The organism is Aggregatibacter sp. Marseille-P9115 (genome assembly GCF_920939465.1).
Lineage (GTDB): Bacteria > Pseudomonadota > Gammaproteobacteria > Enterobacterales > Pasteurellaceae > Aggregatibacter > Aggregatibacter segnis_B.
Genome location: NZ_OV100759.1, coordinates 1659429 through 1675425, shown reverse-complemented (window position 1 = coordinate 1675425; position 15997 = coordinate 1659429). Strand labels below are relative to the sequence as shown.

The window sequence follows — 15997 nt, the reverse complement described above, 5'->3', positions numbered from 1 at the left end:
CTATCTCAAATTACAACGCGGCTTTTAAAGCTTCACGAATTAACTGTTCACTGGAAAGCGCCGGTTTAGAGACTTTTTTCACCATTTTCTCTGCATCGACCGGCTTATAACCCAAAGCGATCAATGCCGCCACAGCCTCATTAGAAGGCTCAGCGGTTGCAACGGTTTCCATGCTAAAACTTGGCAAATGATCCGCTTGCATAAAGAAGTCATTATTTTTTACGCCTTTAAATTTGCCTTTGAGTTCAACTAAGAGTCTTTCTGCGGTTTTTTTACCGACCCCCGGAATCTTCACTAATTTTGACAGTTCTTCACGTTCAATGGCATAAGCAAACTCATCCACCGACATGGCAGATAAAATCGCCAACGCCAATTTTGGCCCAACACCATTGGTTTTAATCAATTCACGAAATAAAGTGCGGTCTGTTTTTTGTGCAAATCCAAAGAGCAAATGAGCATCTTCACGAACGACTAAATGGGTAAATAAGCTGGTTTGTTTGCCCACTTCCGGAAGATGATAAAAACTTGTCATCGGCAACAACAATTCATAGCCGACACCTTGCACATCCAACAAAATTTCCGGCGGCTGTTTTTCCATTAAAATACCGGTGAGATGACCAATCATAGTAATCCTAGTTATCTGTAAAAAATTGTGCGTAGCATAAAATAAAACTGGATAAATATCCAGTTAAATTTTTAAACGGAAACGGCCTCGACTATATCGAGTGCGTAAAAGTGTGGTCAATTTTTCCTGCGTTTCATTTTGACCCGCGGCATCTGCCACATGGGAAGAGTGCTGTATGGAATGGGCATGCGTAATGGCAATGGCTAGTGCATCTGCGGCGTCCGCTTGTGGCTTATCGGAAAGTTTAAGAATTCGCGTGACCATCTCTTGCACCTGAACCTTATCCGCCGAACCAATACCGACCACGGTTTGTTTGACTAAACGGGCGGCATATTCAAACACCGGCAAATCATGATTCACCGCTGCAACAATCGCCGTGCCACGAGCTTGCCCGAGTTTCAGTGCTGAATCCGCATTTTTTGCCATAAACACTTGTTCAATCGCAAACATATCCGGTTGAAATTGCGTGATGATTTCAGTCACACCGGCATAAATACGTTTTAAACGGGTTGGCAAATCATCTACTTGAGTGCGAATGGCACCACTGCCAAGGTATTCCAATTGTCGACCGGTTTGTCGGATAACGCCATAACCGGTCACGCGAGAACCGGGGTCAATGCCTAAAATAATTGTCATAATCAGGTATAAAACAAACGGCTAGAAGACCTAGCCGTTTTTATTTGAAGTGAAAGTTTATTGATTTGCTTTTGCGGTCGCTTTCGCGTTCACATCACAGTTTTTCACAATAATCTTGTCGGATTTTTTGCCTTTTTGTAAAAGATTTACCGGTACGACAGAATCAAATTTATCCAAGGTTAAACCGCTGTCAACATTCCACACATAGTTGCCGGAAGTAAATGCGGTAAAATCTTTTTGAGCGGCATCACGAGCAAAGTCTTTAGCGATCACTTTATTGCCGACCATCACCATTGCACCTGTAGGTTCTTGACCTTCAAATTGATACACGGCAGTCACGGTTTTCTTGTTGCAAGAATACACTACTGTTTTATCCGTAATACTCGCCATGGCACCAGCTGTTTTTTGCTCCATTTTTGCCGTTGCATTAGAGCAAGCGCTCAAAATAGCAACCGTTGCAACAGCGGATAATACTTTAACAAATTTCATAAATGCTCCTTATAGCATTGCAGCGACTTCATCGCTGATTTCACCGTTGTGATAAACGTTTTGTACGTCATCACAGTCTTCCAACATATCAATTAAACGCAATAGTTTCGGTGCATTTTCCGCATCCAAATCTACGGTTGTTGATGGAATCATTGTCACTTCAGCGCTTTCAATTTTAAAACCGGCGGCTTCAATACCGTCACGCACAGCACCTAATTCTTCCCAAGCGGTATAAATTTCGAAAGAACCGTCATCTTGTGGTTGAACATCATCTGCACCCGCTTCGATTGCCGCTTCCATTAACGCATCTTCATCCGCTTGAAGTACTAAAATCAATCCTTTTTTACTGAACAAATAACCAACAGAGCCTTCCGTACCTAAGTTACCGCCACATTTGGTAAAACTTGGACGAACTTGGGAAATGGTACGATTGGCGTTATCGCTTAAACATTCCACCATGACAGCCGTGCCACCCGGGCCGTAACCTTCATAGATTTTGGTTTCCATATTGGTGTCATCGCCACCACCAACACCACGCTCAATAGCACGGTTAATGGTATCACGGGTCATGTTGTTGCTGAGCGCTTTATCCACTGCCGCACGTAAACGTGGGTTCGATCCCACATCGCCACCACCGATTTTTGCAGCGGTTACCAATTCACGAATTAATTTAGTAAAGATTTTGCCACGTTGCGCATCTTGTGCCGCTTTACGGTGTTTAATATTTGCCCACTTACTATGGCCTGCCATGTTGTTTTCCTTCTATTTTGTCAAATTAAATAAATATTTTCTTATCGCTTCCGCGTTATTAGGGGATTTCGTCATTTGAATCGCTTGTGCCGGCGAAACCCATTGAAAAGCGAGATGTTCGGTTAATTCAGGGGTAAATTCCTGCTCCACTGCCAACAAAAACCAGTGCTCTCGGCAGTGGGTAACATTCGGTGCGTATTTATAGCGGAAATACGGAAAAATTTCAAACGTTACGCTTTCATGACAATCCCAAAGTGCGGTGCTTTTTGACGGCGTTTTTAACCGCACTTCTTCCCAAACTTCACGCACTGCCGCGTCATACGGTATTTCATTTTCCTCGAGGGAACCGGTTACAGATTGCCAGAAATCCGCATCGTCTCGCCGTTGTAGCATGAGTACTCTGCCGCTCTCTTTGGCATAAATGACAACAAGTACAGATTGGTTGTTTTTGTATTTCAAATGGATATCCACGCAAATAAAAAGTTCGCCATGTATTTTCACGCAAAACAACGTAAAAAAGAACCGCACTTTAAAGAAACCCTTAAAGTGCGGTCGTTTTTAGAGAAATTTTTAGCCTAACCAGCCGGCTTGCTGTGCAATAAAGAGTGCGGCAAACGCAGTTAAATAGAATAAGCCGATAAAGGACAACCACAATAATCCGCCTTTCACGCTGTGTTTCGCTTTCATGGTTAAGGACAAGTTCAACCATGCAAAGACCGGCGCAGAAACAAAGGATGCGATCATGGCGAATTTCAACATCGGGCCAACGGCGTTATTAAAGTAGAAAATAATCGCCAAACCGGAGGCGGCGGCAAGCACCATGGCAATATTCAAGGTTCTTACTGTGCTTTCGCGTTTACCAAGCAATAAACGCAAGGATTCGACGTTGGTACGGGAATAACCATCGATAACGGTAATGGTCGTGCCGAACATACACATGAAAGCAATCACCGCGATCAATAAACGCGCCCATTCACCGATGGTGCTGGCATACATATTGATTAATTGCGCGATATATTTACCGCCCACCATTTCCACGGTTTCAGGTGAACCGAATTGTACCAACGCACCAAGCGCCAAGAACACGACCGCTAAAATCGCTGTACCAATGTAACCCACGTTGAAGTCAAACAAACCGTCTTGATAAGACACTTTGGTCAAGCGACGTTTTGCCACCACCCACATGGAGTTAATGGCAGAAATTTCAATCGGCGCCGGCATCCAGCCCATTAATGCCACCAAAAAGGCTAATTTGCTTAATTCCCACGGGGAAGGCGCAACGAAATCTGCCGGCGCAACACCTTGCATGCCATTACGCATAAACGCAATCACCACGGCACTGACTGTTGTCACGGTTAACGCAATCATGATGATTTTGGATAAGCTGTCTAATAAGCGGTATTTCCCTAACAATAAAATGCCGGTAATCACCACAATCACCAATGAGCTCAACACCGGCATTGGCAACGGAATAGGGATGATAAACGTTAAGATCGCGGAGGTTAATAAGCCCACTGCTGCCGTATTAATGACCGTAGCAAAGATGTTTAACGCAAGGAACAACCACAAATAGAATTGCCCTTTTTGGCGATAACCTTCCAACAAGGTATTGCCGGTATCTAAGGTATATTGCACGCCGAAACGGAAAAACGGGTATTTAAATAAATTAGCGAGAATCACAATGCTCACTAACTCCCAGCCATAAATCGCACCCGCTTGGGTGGAAGCGATAATATGCGAACCACCAACGGCAGCCGATGCCATAACGATGCCCGGACCTAACGCAGCGAATTTAGTCGCCCACGTGGATTTTTCTACTGAATTTGAAACTTCACTCATAAAATTCTCTCTTATAAATTGACCATAAATGCGGGAAAGGACTCATTTATAATAGAATTTCACAACCCAGTAAAGAAAATAAAATTCTATCCAGAGAGAAATAAAAGAATAAAATTTTGATTTATTGAAAATTTTAGTTAATAACTTCAAAACCAAAAAGTAATGCAAGTTATCACACCAAAAAAGCAATTTATTTTAGTAGATAAAATTTTTTATCTAAAAAAGAAAGTGCGGTCGAAATTGACCGCACTCTATTATTCAAATTTCAAATTTACTCAGCTTTTACAACCTGAATACTCAGCTCAGCTAACGCCTGCGGATTCGCAAAACTTGGTGCTTCGGTCATTAAGCACGCCGCTGCCGTAGTTTTCGGGAACGCAATCACATCACGGATATTTTCAGTACCGGTTAAAAGCATCGTTAAACGGTCTAAACCGAATGCCAAACCTGCGTGTGGTGGTGTGCCGAATTTCAATGCATCCAACAAGAAACCAAATTTCTCGCGTTGTTCTTGTTCGTTGATACCAAGAATACGGAAGACGGTTTGTTGCATTTTCGGATCGAAAATACGCACAGAACCACCACCCACTTCGTAACCGTTGATCACCATATCGTAAGCATTCGCTACGGCAGTTGTTGGATCGGCTTCCAATTGTTCCGGTGTGAAATCACGCGGCGATGTGAATGGGTGGTGCATTGCCGCCAAATTGCCTTCGTCATCACGTTCAAACATTGGGAAATCAATCACCCAAAGCGGTTGCCATTCGTCTAAACGGGTTAAGCCGAGGTCACGGCCCAGTTTCAAACGCAATGCACCCATGGCATCGGTGGTGGTTTGCCATTTGTCTGCGCCAAAGAACAAGATATCGCCGTTTTGTGCTTTTACACGTTCTGCTAACGCTTTCCATACGTCTTCAGTTAAGAACTTCGCAATCGGGCTTTGAACACCTTCAAGACCCGCATTGATATCATTCACTTTCGCCCAAGCCAAACCTTTCGCGCCGTAGATACCAACAAATTGGGTGTATTCATCAATTTGTTTACGCGTAATTTCGCTACCATTTGGTACGCGAATGACCGCCACACGACCGTTCGGATCGTTGGCAGGGCCTTGGAACACTTTGAAATCCACCTCTTTAACGATATCTGCAACGTCCACTAGTTCCAGTGGGTTACGCAAATCCGGTTTGTCGGAACCAAAACGATTCATCGCTTCGTGCCAAGTCATCACCGGGAATTTGCCTAAATCCACACCAATGATGTTTTGCCATAAACCGTGCACCATGCGTTCCATAATCTCACGCACTTCAGGCGCTGTCAGGAAAGAGGTTTCCACATCGATTTGGGTAAATTCCGGTTGACGATCCGCACGCAAATCTTCATCACGGAAACATTTCACGATTTGATAATAACGATCAAAACCGGACATCATCAAAAGCTGTTTAAAAAGCTGTGGAGACTGTGGCAAGGCATAGAATTTGCCTTTATGCACACGGCTTGGCACTAAATAGTCACGCGCCCCTTCCGGTGTGGCTTTGGTTAGCATTGGAGTTTCAATATCTAAGAAACCGTTGTCATCCATGAAACGACGTACAAAACTGGTGATTTTCGCACGAGTTTTCAAACGTTGTGCCATTTCCGGGCGACGTAAATCTAAATAACGGTATTTTAAACGTTGTTCTTCCGTATTATTTTGGTTGAAGTCTAACGGCAACACATCGGAGGCATTGTAAATTTTCAATGCTTTTGCCAAGACTTCCACTTCACCGGTTGCCATGTTTTTATTGATTTGGTTGTCCGGGCGAGCAATCACTTCACCTTTGATTTGAATACAAAATTCGTTACGCAAACCGGCAGCAGCGATCAACGCGTCTTGGTATTTCGGGTCGAAACACACTTGCACGATACCATCACGATCGCGCATATCAATAAAGATCAACCCACCTAAATCGCGGCGGCGATGAACCCAACCGCTTAATGTCACTTCCTGACCGATATTTGCGCGGTTTAACGCACCGCAATAATGTGAACGCATCATTTTCTATTCCTTTTTTATATTCTGAATCATTAAAGAGAAATTAACCGTGCGATTATACGGAAATTGCCTGGGCTTTTGAATTGGAAAGCGAAATTTATTTGCGCCGTTAAAAACTTTCTCTAAAATAACCACACTTTTTATTTCAAATCATTGCATCGCAAAAAACATGAAAGACACTCTATTCTCTGCACCCATTGAAAAATTGGGCGATTTTACCTTTGACGAAAGCGTTGCGGAAGTATTTCCTGACATGATCCAACGCTCTGTGCCGGGCTATTCCAACATCATCACAGCTATCGGCATGCTTGCCGAGCGTTTTGTGACGGCAAACAGCAACGTTTATGATTTAGGTTGTTCCCGTGGGGCGGCAACCCTTTCCGCTCGTCGTCATATCAACCAACCGAATGTAAAAATTATCGGGGTGGACAATTCCCAACCGATGGTAGAACGTTGTCGCCAACATGTTGCCGCCTACCACAGTGATATTCCGGTTGAGATTCTCTGTGACGACATTCGCCACATTGAGATCAAAAACGCATCCATGGTGATTTTGAATTTCACCCTGCAATTTCTGCCACCACAAGATCGCGTGGCGTTGTTGGAAAAAATTTATCAAGGATTAAATCCAAACGGCGTATTGGTGCTGTCAGAGAAATTCCGCTTTGAGGATGAACAAACCAATGAATTGCTGATTGATCTCCACCATCAATTTAAACGCGCCAACGGTTACAGCGAATTAGAAGTGAGCCAAAAACGCACCGCACTTGAAAATGTGATGCGCACAGACAGCATTGAAACCCATAAAGCGCGATTAAAAAATGTCGGCTTCTCTCATGTGGAGCTTTGGTTCCAATGCTTTAACTTCGGTTCCATGATTGCGATGAAATAAGCGCAAGCTCAAAATAAAAAAGTGCGATGGACGTAAAACGTTTTAAAAATCCACCGCACTTTTTTATTATCTATCGACGCTCTTATTCTCGTTTTTATAAAGGTTTTAAATCCTGATCCAACAAACGGACAAGCAATAAAATACCGTCTTTAAAACGATATTCAGCATACTCTGCCTGAGCATAATATTGCCCTTTCCCCTCTGCAAAGAAATATTCCTGACTTGGCAATGCCGGCGACCAGCCTGTGTTATTAATCGGTAAATACAGGTTTGGTTCGCAGCCCGTGAAATTCGTCGGTTTAGTTTTTTCCACGCGACACAAGGTAGCAACTCCCTGCTCGTTTTGATGAATTAAGGCATAAATTCGTTTAGGCTGTGGTTTTCTTGTTATCTGCCAAGTGTCCTCTTCGTTGGTTTGTTCATCATTTAGCTGGTCAGGCTCATCATTAAGTTGCGCTGCAATATCCTGCAAAATGGCGTAATTCAACGACATGTAATCCCCTTGCATTAACGAACGTGGATCCACCGGCACAATTTTTAGCACGACCGGTTTGCCGGTCGCTAACACGTTTTCAAATTGCCATATCTTGTAATTTAACGGCAATAACATCAATAACGCGATAAGCAACGCCATTAACGGCTTGCATTTAGAAACACCGGAAAAATCCACCGCACTTTGTGTCGTCACTTTAGATTTCCTATGCAAGAAAAATACGACAAAGGAAAATAATGCGCCAAAGCATAAGAGTAAAAACGACTTATAAAGCAATGGGATAAAGAGCATGTAATAGTAAAGTGCCAAATTCGTGATGAGCGCCAATAAGGCGATAAAAAATAAAGATCGGCTTGCTGAAAAATAGGCAATCAACCACAGGGCAACAAAAAACAAAATAGACGGTTGAGCCACAAATCCAATCGTAAAGAGCATTAAAACAATGGCAATAAACCACTTTTCCGCCAGCGTAGATTTAAAAAAGAAGCTGATAATCCAATAAACACAGAAAGGTGTAAGACAAACAAAAAACGGCACCCACCATGAAAATGTCAATGTCGCTCGTGAAAAAATGCCATAGGTAATGACGCTGAAAAAGTCTGAGAACGTATCAATGGACGGTAACTCGTCGGCAACCTCGCTGAAATGATGAAACCAAGGAAAGAAGGTTTGGGATGCGGAATAGATCCAAGAACCGAGGCTAAAAAATAAAAGCCCCCAAGCAAGCGGTGTCACTGCCTCGCTCTGCTGGTGTTTTATCATCCATAAGAACTGCCCTACAAAAACACAAATACAGCACAGCATAGAAAGATAAGGCAAAGGCAAGACTCCGGAAGCTATGTCCTCCACATAACTGAGGTGCCACATGCTTAAGATACTCACTACCGTTAAGGTTTGTAGCCAAACTTCTTTGCGAACGAAATAAAAAACACCGACCACACAAGAAAACAACAACGGCACAAAAATCTGCGTTGTTTCGCTAGGATCACGCTCCAAATGGTCAAACCATAAATAACCGCCAAGCAAGCCGTATCCCATCAAAAAACAAATACCAACCACCAGCGACATTTCATTACTCGCTTGCGGATAAGCTCGATGTAATCCCAATGCAGTAAGCAACATTGCAATTGCCAAGGCAAGTACAGCGAGCAACGGGTCAGATATATCAAGAATAAACGCCGCCCAAATAATGGCGGTGACCATACCGATGAGAATGGCAAAAATAAACAGAACGGACAATGCCCAAGGCATTTTCGTCTGTTGCGGATAACGGGCTTGATAAAGCTTGTACAGATATTTCATTGCTAAGATCGTCAACACAAAAATCAGCAAGCCACTTGAAAAAACAGAATCCGCAGAATTGATATGAGAAAAGAGCAACATGCTAAAGGCAACAATTATCCCCAATGCACTTGCAATTAAATTGGTGAAATCAAAACGATATTGCTTATAAAAATAAAATAATGCAGCAGAAGGCACACTCACGATCAAGAAATTTAGCACCGAAAACCAACCAAAATCGGTATCAAAAATCGTGCCATAGGCCATAAAACGAATGCCGAAGAGATGTATGATCACAAAACCAGGCAAGGCTTTGGGTAAGATTCGCCAACGTTCGTCATGTAATTGTCGTGTAAAAACTTCACTGAATACCAAGCCAATAGCGTTGAGAAATACGCCATAAACAGCAGCATAGTCATAATTATCGATCTGAAGTAAATACAAAGCTAAATTTGCTGTGACAATCAGCAATAAGGCGGAAGCAACATTAGGCAACAAAAGTAACCATGGAATTTGGCACACCGACCAAATAGCAAACAATTCCCATGTATTCGCGCCCGTTTGATATGTTTGCCCAATGAGTGCCAAGGTAGCGCCAATCAGCACGGCAGTGCAAAAGAAGAACGCAACCGAAACGAGTTTTAATTTCTCCGCTGCTAACTGACGACTTTCACGCATAAAAAAATAACCGCCTGTCATCACGGAAAAAACGAACAACGTTTGCAATCCATAAATCTTCGTTAAATCGGAAAGATAATCCCAGTTAGCGGCAATGAATGTGACGACGCCGCTACTAAGAAAACCGACCGTTAACAAGAGAAACAATAAATTAAGATAACGTTCCCAAGATAAGTTGAATAACCCTGTTCGATTCATATTTTCGTTTCCTTTCAATCAGCGGTGAAAAGTTAAGGAATTTTAGTCAATTTTTAGGAGAAAAAGCAAAAGTGCGGTGAGATTTTGCGATATTTTCCTTCTCACGTTCATTCTTTCCTCATACCAATAGTGCTTCCGGTTTCCGTCTCTTTTAACAAAAACCAAATACATTTTTATCCATAAAATGCCATTAGAAATAATTTATTATTAATAATAATTATCATTTGCATAAATTGAGCAAATACGTTAGATTGCCACGCTGTAAATTTCACCTTTCATCAACCTTTAGAGAAGCATTTATGCGCAAATATTTTTCATTGCTTCCCCTCGCAATGTTAGTTACCACTGCAGTTTATGCAGAAAATTTAGAGATCATTAACGTGGTGTCTGAAAATACCGGTGCCAAAAGTAAAACCAATGTGATTACAACTGAATCGATTAATCGCAGCACGGAAACCGAATTAAAAGGTTTATTAAAAGACGAACCGGCAATTAACTTCGGTGGTGGTCGCGGTACATCACAATGGTTTACCATTCGCGGGATGGGGCAAGATCAAGTGGATGTAAAAGTAGATGATGCTTATACCGACGCCCAACTTTTCCACCACCAAGGCCGTTTCATGTTTGACCCGGCACTATTCAAGAAAGTGAGCGTGCAAAAAGGGACGGGGTCAGCCAGTGCCGGCATTGGTGCAACCAGCGGTGCTATCGTTGCGGAAACCGTGAGCGCAAAAGATCTTCTGAAAGAAGGTCAAGACATTGGTTTTAAGGTAAATGCAGGTGTTAGCTCAAACAAAGGTTGGAGCAAAGGTGCAACCGTTTATTCACGCGCCCAAGCGATGGATGTATTGCTTTCCGGCAATTGGGTAAATGAAAGCGACTATAAAGGCGGCCATAATTTCCGTAATTTGGAAGGTGGTACAAAAGTTCAAAACAGTTCATTACATCAACGTGGTTTACTCGCCAAAGTTGGGGTTGATATTACTGAAGATCAACGTATCGAATTAAGCCACCGTCAAGAGCGTCATTACGGCGTTCGCGCACTTCGTGAAGAGTTTGACTTTTCGCAAGATTGGTTAACCGCCAGTGCGCAAAACGGCAATCCACCGACTCTAACAAGAGAACAGCGTGCAAACGGCTATACATTAAGCCAAGAAGGAAATATTTGGTATGTTTTAGATCGCGATGGCAACAAAATTCCGAATACGGCAAATAACGCCCCTCGCTATCGCATCACCACGAACGATACTAGCAAGATTGAATGGACCGGAAAAAACATGGGCTTTATTAGCAATGCTAAGGCTAATGTATGGCGCAGTGTAATTAGCCGTGAAGAGCCAAGCGAACGTTCCAGAACCCGTTTAATTGCCAATGGTGCAAACTTAAACTTGGATTCTCCCATCGGTGAGTCTCACTTAATCAAATACGGTATCAATTACCGCGATCAAGAAGGTAAACCTAACTCACTCACCGTTCAAAACGGCGTCCAAATGAAGACCCAAAAGAAACGTGATGTGGGTGTTTATACGGAAGGTATCTGGGGCTTAGGCGCATTCACCTTAACCACCGGCTTACGTTATGATCATTTCTCATTCCGTGCAATGGATGGCTCAAAATCCAGTAAAGGAAACCTAAACCCAAGTGTCGGCTTAATTTATGAAGTGACCAATGATTTAAGTTTAAATACCAGCTTAAACTACGCTACCCGAAGTCCTCGCTTCTTTGAAGTCATGCTTTCTTCAGGCGCTGGCCGGGGAGGCTCGGCCGTGTATTCCATCGCCAATAACATTAAACCGGAAAGATCGCGCAACGCGGAAGTAGGCTTCAACTATAAATTAGCCGACAGTCTTTCTTTGAACGGAAGTTATTTCTGGCAAACGATCCAAGATACGCATGCCTTTACGCAAATCAAACCGGGTTATTATGAAATCCAAAATGCAGGCAAATTAAGAAATCATGGTTATGAATTAGGTGCAGCCTATAAATACGAAGGCTTAACCTTGCGTGCCGGCGTGGCTTACAGTAAACCGGAATTAAACGGCAGAACCGTGGATAGCACTGTAACCGCCATTCCGATCGGTCGTACTTGGACCACCGGTGTGTCTTACCACTTCGAACAACCTGACGTTGAAATCGGTTGGAAAGGCCGCTTTGTACAACATACCAGCTACAATTCCACCACCAACCGTGGCGGCGGTGCAACCACCACAAAACGTCCGGGCTATGGCGTCAACGATTTCTATATCACATGGAAACCGGTTGAAAGCGTAAATGTCAACCTTGCGTTAAACAATGCATTCAACAAATACTATCGTAGCCACAGCCAACGCGCAGGCGTATCCACCTTGCCTGAGCCGGGCCGTGACGTTCGTTTAAGTGTAAACTACACGTTCTAAACCTGAAAAGTGCGGTGGGATTTTACTGCGTTTTTTAAATTTCTTTTGAAGGATTAAGTTCAACTGAGCTTAATCCTTTTTATTTTCCAAAGAAAACGCCATCATTCTGTGGCATAATTACCGCGATTTTATTTAATGGAGAATATCATGCGAATTTTACATACCATGTTACGCGTCGGCGACTTACAACGTTCTATTCAGTTTTATCAAGATGTATTGGGCATGCGTTTATTGCGTACCAGTGAAAATCCGGAATACAAATATTCTCTGGCATTTTTAGGTTACGATGATGAAGACAAAGCGTCCGTATTGGAATTGACCTATAACTGGGGCGTAGAGAAATATGATTTAGGTAATGCTTACGGTCATATCGCTATTGGTGTAGATGATATTTATGCGACCTGTGAAGCCGTGCGCAAGGCGGGAGGGAATGTTACTCGCGAACCGGGCCCGGTAAAAGGTGGTAAAACCGTGATTGCTTTCGTGGAAGATCCGGACGGTTACAAAATTGAATTCATCGAAAATCAAAGCGCACAAGCCGGCTTAGGCAACTAAATTACCCTCTAAAGTGCGGTAAAAAATTCAAGTGTTTTTTAACGTGGATTATGAACGATAATCCACGTTTTATTTTTAGGATGAGCTATGTCTGAAGCCCAAGAAACAATTAATTACAACTTACTAAAACACCGATTTCGCGGTTATTTACCGGTGGTAATCGATGTGGAAACCGCCGGCTTAAACGCCAAAACCGATGCACTACTAGAGCTGGCAGCCATTACCCTAAAAATGGACGACGCCGGCAACTTAGTGCCGGACCAAAAATGTCATTTTCACATTCACCCCTTTGAAGGCGCCAATATCGATCCTGAGTCCATCAAATTTAACGGCATCGACATCGACAACCCATTACGTAGAGCCGTGAGTGAAAATATCGCTATTAGCGAGATGTTTAAAATGGTACGTAAGGCACAAAAAGACGCAGACTGCCAACGTTCAATCATCGTGGCACATAATGCGTCATTCGATCATGGATTTGTGATGGCAGCGGCGCAACGCATGAATGCCAAACGTAACCCATTCCATCCGTTTTCCACTTTTGACACCGCCACATTAAGCGGTTTTATGTTCGGGCAAACCGTATTAGCAAAAGCCTGCCAAGTGGCAAAAATTCTTTTTGACAGCCAACAAGCCCATTCTGCGCTATATGATACCGAACGCACAGCAGAGCTATTTTGTTACATGGTGAATCATTTAAAACATTTGGGCGGATTTCCGCATGTCGTAGCGGAAAATTAAAAAACATCAAAAATATCGACTGCACTTCACATTTTTTTGAAAAAACACTTGCGATAAAAAATATTTTCCAGTAGTTTAAAAAGCAATTCACATAGGAGATTCCAAAATGCGCTTTATTCGTCGTCACCATCACCACCATGTAACTGAATGATCTTTCAGGTATTTGGTGTGCTTGGAAGATGACTTCCGAGCAGGCACGAATAAAACGTTATCCTTTAAAGCCCCTCGGAAGTTGACTTTCGAGGGGTTTGTTTTTTACAGCAAAAATAAATACCTAAGAAATTAGCCGATGATTTTATTAGACAAATTTTATTTCTCTAGTAAATTATCAATAACTTAACTCATAAGGACAAAAAAATGCTAACCAATCCAGTTGTTATTTCTATCGCAGTCTTGCTGATTCTCAGCTTGTTGCGAATTAACGTGGTCGTTGCCTTGGTTATTTCTGCCCTCACCGCAGGTTTAATCGGCGATTTAGGCCTAACAAAAACCATTGAAGCCTTTACCGGCGGCCTCGGCGGTGGTGCTGAAGTGGCAATGAACTATGCCATGCTCGGTGCCTTTGCTATTGCCATCTCCAAATCCGGCATCACCGATTTGCTCGCCTATAAAGTCATTACCCGCATGAACAAAACCCCCTCTGCCAATGGGATTGCCATGTTCAAATATGCGTTATTGGGGATTTTGGTCTTGTTCTCGATTTCATCTCAAAACCTGTTACCGGTGCACATTGCGTTTATTCCAATTGTTGTTCCGCCGCTACTTGCTGTGTTCAACAAACTAAAAATTGACCGTCGCGCTGTGGCTTGTGTCCTCACTTTCGGTTTAACCGCCACCTATATGTTATTACCGGTGGGTTTCGGTAAAATCTTTATCGAAAGCGTTTTGGTGAAAAATATTAATAATGTCGGTGCCTCATTAGGCTTACAAACAACGGTAGGTGAAGTCTCCCTCGCTATGATGATTCCGGTAACCGGGATGATTTTAGGTTTATTGACTGCCGTATTTATCACTTATCGCAAACCGCGTGAATACAGCGTCACTACAGCAGAACCGACAACGCAAGACATTGAGCAACACATTGCTAACATTACACCAAAACAAATCACCGCAAGCCTTGTCGCGATTGTAGCAACCTTCACCACACAATTAGTCACAAGCTCTACTATTATCGGTGGTTTGGTCGGTTTAGTTATTTTTGCCGTGTTCGGCATCTTTAAGCTAAAAGAAAGTAACGATATTTTCCAACAAGGCTTACGCTTAATGGCAATGATCGGTTTCGTGATGATCGCTGCCTCCGGTTTCGCCAATGTGATTAACACGACTACCGGTGTAACAGACTTAGTGCAAACTTTAGGGCAAGGCTTACAAAGTAAAGGTCTTGCGGCGTTCTTAATGTTATTCGTCGGCTTGTTGATCACCATGGGGATCGGCTCTTCCTTCTCTACCGTGCCAATCATCACCTCGATTTATGTACCGCTTTGTTTGTCTTTCGGCTTCTCCCCACTTGCCACCGTGTCTATCGTGGGCGTTGCGGCAGCATTAGGTGATGCGGGTTCACCGGCTTCCGACTCAACCTTAGGGCCGACATCCGGTTTGAATATGGATGGTAAACACGACCACATTTGGGATTCTGTTGTACCTACCTTCATTCACTATAACATTCCGTTGTTAGCCTTCGGTTGGCTTGCAGCAATGACTCTCTAACCCTAAAAGTGCGGTCGGAAAAACACATCAATTTTCCACCGCACTTTTGCTTTTTATGTCTATGAACAACATTTCCACTCAACGCCTAAAACAAAGTCTCCAGGATTTCTTCGCGCGTTACGCCACGCAAAAAGAAGAGATTGTTTACGCAAAATTTTCACCCAATCTGTTTACGGAAAATTGGCAAAAAACGGCATTTTATTTTGAGCAAATAGCGCTCACTATCGTGCAGCTTGAACAGGTTAAAAGCGATAACATTGAAGCCTGGCAGTTTTATACGCAAAAACTATCCGCACAATGCACCGCACTTTCGGATGCCTTAACGCGTCAACAACAAAATGCGCAGCTCTTTCCGGTTAAAGATAAAGAAGAAAATAAACCGCAAAATAAACGTCAGCATCCCGTACACAGTTTGCCACCACGCGAACGCTTGGCAAAATATTATGAATATTTAGCGTCTTTTAATGAAAAAATTCAGCACGAGCAAGACAGTTTAAGTGAAGCGCAGAGAGAGGGACTTCCATTTAACCGATTAAAACTGGAACAACTAGAACAACGTCGCGCCCGTTGCTTGGAAGCCATCGAAATGTTAGAGGAATATTTAATTTTCCTCGAAAAGCAAAAATAGTCGTAATAAAAAACCTCGCAAACATCACGAGGTTTTTTCATGTTTATCCGATAA

At 43.0% G+C, this 15997-nt stretch carries 14 protein-coding genes and 1 other annotated feature; of the genes, 6 read left to right on the top strand and 8 right to left on the bottom strand.

The genetic code is table 11. The annotated features are described in order from the left end of the window. Positions 1-10 precede the first annotated feature (10 nt). The 7 genes from ruvA to aspS all read right to left on the bottom strand — a co-directional run bounded on the left by ruvA (position 11) and on the right by aspS (position 6377). Positions 11-625, bottom strand: a complete 615-nt coding sequence (gene ruvA / locus LQ983_RS08055) for a Holliday junction branch migration protein RuvA (RefSeq protein ID WP_230622289.1) — start codon at positions 623-625, stop codon at positions 11-13. 63 nt (positions 626-688) lie between these two features. Next, positions 689-1261 carry a crossover junction endodeoxyribonuclease RuvC gene (gene ruvC, locus LQ983_RS08050; protein ID WP_230622288.1) on the bottom strand — a complete coding sequence of 191 codons (573 nt, stop codon included), beginning with the start codon at positions 1259-1261 and terminating at the stop codon, positions 689-691. Between the two features lie 57 nt (positions 1262-1318). Continuing rightward, entirely contained in the window at positions 1319-1750 is a 432-nt protein-coding gene (locus LQ983_RS08045) for a hypothetical protein (protein ID WP_111295144.1), read from the bottom strand. Between the two features lie 9 nt (positions 1751-1759). After that, positions 1760-2500, bottom strand: a complete 741-nt coding sequence (locus LQ983_RS08040; RefSeq protein ID WP_109432062.1) for a YebC/PmpR family DNA-binding transcriptional regulator — start codon at positions 2498-2500, stop codon at positions 1760-1762. Between the two features lie 12 nt (positions 2501-2512). Then, positions 2513-2959, bottom strand: coding sequence for a dihydroneopterin triphosphate diphosphatase (nudB, locus tag LQ983_RS08035; protein ID WP_230622287.1), 447 nt, complete (start codon positions 2957-2959; stop codon positions 2513-2515). Between the two features lie 111 nt (positions 2960-3070). Then, the gene (locus tag LQ983_RS08030; RefSeq protein ID WP_230622286.1) at positions 3071-4339 is read right to left on the bottom strand and encodes an NRAMP family divalent metal transporter; all 1269 of its coding nucleotides are present in this window, start codon (positions 4337-4339) and stop codon (positions 3071-3073) included. 271 nt (positions 4340-4610) lie between these two features. Then, positions 4611-6377: an aspartate--tRNA ligase gene (aspS, locus tag LQ983_RS08025; RefSeq protein WP_230622285.1), complete on the bottom strand. Its 1767-nt coding sequence runs from the start codon at positions 6375-6377 to the stop codon at positions 4611-4613. 166 nt (positions 6378-6543) lie between these two features. Between aspS and cmoA the strand changes: the two genes are divergently transcribed. Continuing rightward, complete coding sequence (cmoA, locus tag LQ983_RS08020) at positions 6544-7266, top strand: carboxy-S-adenosyl-L-methionine synthase CmoA (RefSeq protein WP_230622284.1); 723 nt, start codon at positions 6544-6546, stop codon at positions 7264-7266. A gap of 94 nt (positions 7267-7360) precedes the next feature. Here the strand turns inward: cmoA and LQ983_RS08015 are convergent, their stop codons facing one another. After that, the gene (locus LQ983_RS08015; protein WP_230622283.1) at positions 7361-9916 is read right to left on the bottom strand and encodes a GDYXXLXY domain-containing protein; all 2556 of its coding nucleotides are present in this window, start codon (positions 9914-9916) and stop codon (positions 7361-7363) included. A 299-nt stretch (positions 9917-10215) separates the two neighbouring features. On the opposite strand from LQ983_RS08015, the gene LQ983_RS08010 reads away from it, so the two are divergent. The 5 genes from LQ983_RS08010 (at position 10216) to priC (ending at position 15943) form a co-directional block, all read left to right on the top strand. Continuing rightward, the gene (locus LQ983_RS08010; protein ID WP_230622282.1) at positions 10216-12312 is read left to right on the top strand and encodes a TonB-dependent receptor domain-containing protein; all 2097 of its coding nucleotides are present in this window, start codon (positions 10216-10218) and stop codon (positions 12310-12312) included. 147 nt (positions 12313-12459) lie between these two features. Then, positions 12460-12867, top strand: a complete 408-nt coding sequence (gloA, locus tag LQ983_RS08005; protein WP_109059753.1) for a lactoylglutathione lyase — start codon at positions 12460-12462, stop codon at positions 12865-12867. Between the two features lie 87 nt (positions 12868-12954). Next, on the top strand, positions 12955-13608 hold the full coding sequence (gene rnt, locus LQ983_RS08000) for a ribonuclease T (RefSeq protein ID WP_230622281.1): 654 nt from the start codon (positions 12955-12957) through the stop codon (positions 13606-13608). 126 nt (positions 13609-13734) lie between these two features. After that, positions 13735-13863, top strand: a sequence feature (His leader region). Between the two features lie 102 nt (positions 13864-13965). Beyond that, positions 13966-15315, top strand: a complete 1350-nt coding sequence (locus tag LQ983_RS07995) for a Na+/H+ antiporter family protein (RefSeq protein WP_111295158.1) — start codon at positions 13966-13968, stop codon at positions 15313-15315. Between the two features lie 61 nt (positions 15316-15376). After that, a complete protein-coding gene (priC, locus tag LQ983_RS07990; protein WP_230622636.1) occupies positions 15377-15943 on the top strand; it encodes a primosomal replication protein PriC in 567 nt (188 codons plus the stop codon). The last annotated feature ends 54 nt before the right edge of the window (positions 15944-15997 follow it).